The 5,079-nt window shown below is 63.1% G+C and carries 1 protein-coding gene and 1 pseudogene; both read left to right on the top strand.

The window, feature by feature from the left end; translation table 11 throughout:
- The coding region (locus ACO54Z_RS11065) for a hypothetical protein (protein WP_485997060.1) at positions 1-3,428 on the top strand (3,428 nt) is incomplete at its 5' end.
- 60 nt (positions 3,429-3,488) lie between these two features.
- A pseudogene (locus tag ACO54Z_RS11060) lies at positions 3,489-5,079 on the top strand (hypothetical protein); the annotation flags it as partial.

Below are 5,079 nucleotides of genomic sequence, written 5' to 3'. Positions count from 1 at the left end.
ACCCGCAACCGTCGCCGAACCCGCAACCGTCGCCGAACCCGCAACCGTCGCCGAATCCGCAACCGTCGCCGAATCCGAACCCGTCGCCGAATCCGCAACCGTCGCCGAACCCGCAACCGTCGCCGAACCCGCAACCGTCACCCAACCCGAATCCATCGCCCAATCCGCAACCGCAGCCCAACCACGCGGGCAAAGTCAGCATCAGCGGCGAGGCAAAAGTCGGCGAAACGCTGACCGCCAAAGTTGACGACGCCGACGGCGTTCCCTCAACCGGCGTCAAATACCAATGGTTTGCCGACGGCAAGGCGATTGATGGCGCGACCGGGCAAACCTTCACCCTCACCGCCGCGCAGAAGGGCGCGAAAATCACAGTGCAGGCGACCTACGACGACAACGCCAAAAACCACGAAACGCCGACCAGTGACGCCACCGCTGCCGTCGCCGACAACAGCGCACCGAATCCATCGCCGAACCCGTCACCCAATCCGAATCCATCACCCAACCCGAACCCGTCGCCCAATCCGCAACCGCAGCCCAACCACGCAGGCAAAGTCAGCATTGCGGGCGACGCCAAAGTCGGCAACGAATTGAAAGCGACCATTGATGACGCCGACGGCGTTCCCGCGAGCGGCGTCAAATACCAATGGTTTGCCGACGGCAAGGCGATTAGCGGCGCGACCGGGCAGACCTTCACCCTCACCGCCGCGCAAAAAGGCGCGAAAATCACGGTGCAGGCGACCTACGACGACAACGCCAAGAACCACGAAACGCCGACCAGCGACGCCACTGCCGCCGTCGCCGATAACAGCGCGCCGAATCCGTCACCCAACCCGCAACCCAATCCGAATCCAAACCCGTCACCCAACCCGCAACCGCAGCCCAACCACGCGGGCAAAGTCACTATCAGCGGCGACGCCAAAGTCGGCAGCGAGCTGAAAGCGACTGTCACAGACGAAGATGGCGTACCGACGACGGGCGTCAAATACCAGTGGTTTGCCGACGGCAAAGCCATCAGCGGCGCGACCAACAGCACCTTTACCCTCACCGCCGCGCAGAAGGGCGCGAAGATTACGGTACAGGCGACTTACGATGACAACGCCAAAAACCACGAAACGCCGACCAGTGACGCCACCGCTGCGGTTACCGATAACAGCACGCCGAATCCGTCACCCAACCCCAACCCGAATCCGTCGCCCACCCCGCAGCCCAATCATGCGGGCAAAGTCAGCATTACGGGCGAGGCGAAAATCGGCGAAACCTTGACCGCCAAAGTTGACGACGCCGACGGCGTGGACAGCACGCAAATTACCTACCAGTGGCAGCGCGACGGCCAGCCCATCAGTGGCGCGACCGGGGCAAGCTACCAGCTCACCGCCGCAGACGCCGGACACAAAATCAGCGTGCAGGCGACTTATGATGACAACGCCAGCCATCACGAAACGCCGACCAGTGCGGCGAGCGACATCGCCAAACCGCAGCCGCCGGCGACAAACGGCCTGGACGTCAGCGACGCCAGCGCGGTGATTGAGGGCAACGAACTGGTTTACACCGTCAAACTCGCCAGCCCGGCGCAGGCGGGGCAGGTGCTGAAACTCAGCACCGACTACCACGACAGCGCCCTCTCCGCCGACCAGCTTGCCAAAACCGCCGACCAGCTTGCCAAAACCGCCGACCCGTTCCAGCCGGGCGAATACCTCGGCAACGGCACGGTGTTCACCCGCAGCGTCGCCGATATGCCGCTTGCCGCCAACAGCGCCGACATCACCGCCTACGCGCCGACGATGGCGAAAAACGCCTACGGCGTTGTCACCGGTCTCAACACCAGAGCCTACAACATCCCGATTTACATCGTCGATAGCAGCGACCCACAGCAGCACTACGCCAACATCACCTCGCACGACGACCGCATCACCGCCTCCGGCGACATCAGCGCGCACGTCCTCGGCCGCATCCCGCTGCCCGACTACGCCCAGCCCGCAGGCGGCGGCGACGCCTCCTTCGCCGTGTACGACAAGGCGACCGGGCTGATGCGCGAATACTTCCACGCGGTGAAAACCGCCGACGGCTGGGACGTCAGCGCCGCCGGTTACTTCCAGGGCGAGGCGGGCATGAGTGGCCTCGGCGCGAAAAACTTCTGGATGCAGCACACCCACGGCGGCTCGGCGGTGGTCGGTATGCTCAACCCGCTGAGCCAAATCGGCGTCTCCGAAGTGCTCGCCGGACGCATCAACCACGCCGTTTCCGTCACCCTGCCGAACGCGAAGAAAGGCGTCACCTCCTTCCCGGCACAACAAAACGACGGCGCCGACGACAACCCGAACGCGCCCGCCGAAGGACAATGGTTCCGCATCCGCCAGGACATCGACCTTGACGCCTACCGCCGCCCGGACGGCTCACCGCTCAGCCCGATGACCAAAATGATCGCCAAGGCGGCGCAAACCTACGGCGGCTACGGCGCGGACAAAAACCTCAACAACTTCGCCTTCAACGCCGAAGCGCCGAACAACTACCTCGCGCGCGGCAAAGAAAACCCGTGGCGCACCGGCGGCGAAATCGCACAAAAAATCGGCGGCGACCCCAGCGACATCAACGACTTCCCGTGGGAGCTGACCGAATGGGCGCCCGTCGGCTGGAACGACAAAGGCCACGACGCGGGCGTTTACACCCCGCGCGACATCAGCGCCAGCATCGGCGGCGTCGCGCAAACCGTGCATAACGGCGAAATCACCCTGCCCGCAGGCGCGACCGAAATACAAGTCAAAGTGCCGACGCTGACCCACAACAACCTGAGCCAGACCGACGACGTCACCCTGCACGCGCAACTGCTGGACAACGGCAACGTCATCGCCAGCGACGACGGCAACGGCCACGTCAATGACGCGCCCAGCCCGATACACGACACCATCCACGGCGGCGACCACGGCAGCGTCCTCATCAGCCCGAACATCAACGCCGAAGACTACGCCCAGCTCGTCAATCTCGAAGGACAGGCGCTCCTTGACTACGTCCAGGCGCACGGCAACCATATGCTGCAAAACCCGGCGAGCCAAACCCCCGGCGCGACCCTGCGCGGCGGCGACGGTGACGACACCCTCGTCAGCGGCTACGGCGTGGACTACCTCGCCGGCGGCAAAGGCGCGGATACCTTCGTCTATGCGATGGACGGCGAAAACAGCTTCCCCTACCACGACAACGACCAAATCCTCGACTTCAACCCGGCGGAAGGCGACCGCATCGTCCTCACCCGGGGCGAAGGCTGGACACTGCAATTCGACCGCGTCGAATTTGAAGCGGCGGCGCATGTGCAGCGCCTGCAATACAAAGTCTATAAAGGCAGCGAAAGCTACATCAACGCCATCCAGATCCACTCGCACGACGGCCACGCCTTCAGCGTCGATGAAATCATGAATGCCGTCACCATCCTCTAAAAGACACGCCCACAACCCCATAAACCCGATTAACTAGAAACCTCAAGAAAGGAAGCCAACATGAGCAACATCGCTCTCACCCTGAAAACCGCCGACGGCAACACCATCGCCCAGTACAACCTGAACACCGTGAGCGTTGAACAAATTGACGCCATCAACGGCGCGTACTACCAGTTCACCGATGCGGCGACCGGCACCGGTCCGGTGCGCATCGACACCGCGCGCAGCGGCGGCGACCTGCTCATCTCCTTCGACAACAGCAGCGGCACCGATCTTGTCATTAAAGACTATTTTGCCCGTGGCGAAGGCGCGCTAGTCGGCATGCAAAACAACGGCGAGCTTTACCGCTACCCGGTCATCGTCACTCCTGAACACGTGCTTGCCGAACACATCGAAACCGCGCCTGCCTATGCCAGCGGCGCGGAAGGCGCAGTAGCGGCAGGCAGCAGCGGCGGGCCGTCCACCCTGGGCGTACTCGGCACCATTGGTGCGGTCGGCCTCGTCGCCGGTGGCATCGCCATCGCGGCACACAACCACAACAAGCACCACAAAAACGACACCCACGACAACACGCCAAACCCGCAACCCAACCCGAACCCGCAAAACCCGAGCGACCCCGGCAACACCCCGACCCCGCCGAACCAAAATCCGGGCAACAACACCAACCCACTGTTCCCGCCCGGTCCGAACAATCCCAACAACCCGAATCCGCAACCGAACCCGAACCCGCAGCCCAACCCAAACCCGCAACCGTCGCCGAACCCGAACCCGTCGCCGAACCCGTCGCCGAACCCGAATCCATCGCCGAACCCGAATCCATCGCCCAACCCGAACCCATCGCCGAACCCGAATCCGTCGCCCAACCCGCAGCCGAATCACGCGGGCAAAGTCAGCATTACAGGCGACGCCAAAGTCGGCAGTGAATTGAAAGCGACTGTCACCGACGAAGATGGCGTGCCAACGAGGGGCGTCAAATACCAATGGTTTGCCGACGGCAAGGCGATAGACGGCGCCACCAGTCAAACCTTCACCCTCACCGCCGCGCAGAAGGGCGCGAAAATCACGGTGCAGGCGACTTATGACGACAACGCCAAGAACCACGAAACGCCGACCAGCGACGCCACCGCTGCGGTCGCCGACAACAGTGCGCCCAACCCGCAACCCAATCCAAATCCGAACCCGTCACCCAACCCCAACCCGAATCCGTCGCCGAACCCCCAACCGCAGCCCAACCACGCGGGCAAAGTCAGCATTACGGGCGATGCCAAAGTCGGCAGCGAGCTGAAAGCGACTGTCACCGACGAAGACGGCGTGCCAACAACCGGTGTCAAATACCAATGGTTTGCCGACGGCAAGGACATCGACGGCGCAACCAGTCAAACCTTTACCCTCACCGCCGCGCAAAAGGGCGCGAAAATCACGGTGCAGGCGACCTACGACGACAACGCCAAAAACCACGAAACGCCGACCAGCGACGCCACCGCTGCGGTCGCCGACAACAGCGCGCCGAATCCGTCGCCGAACCCGCAGCCGTCGCCGAATCCAAATCCGTCACCGAATCCAAACCCGCAACCTAACCCGAATCCGTCGCCCAATCCGAATCCGTCACCCAACCCGCAACCCAATCCGAATCCAAACCCGTCACCCAACC

The organism is Cardiobacterium sp. (genome assembly GCF_057314735.1).
Note: the sequence above shows the minus strand (reverse complement) of the source record. Positions and strands in the feature narration are given on the sequence as shown.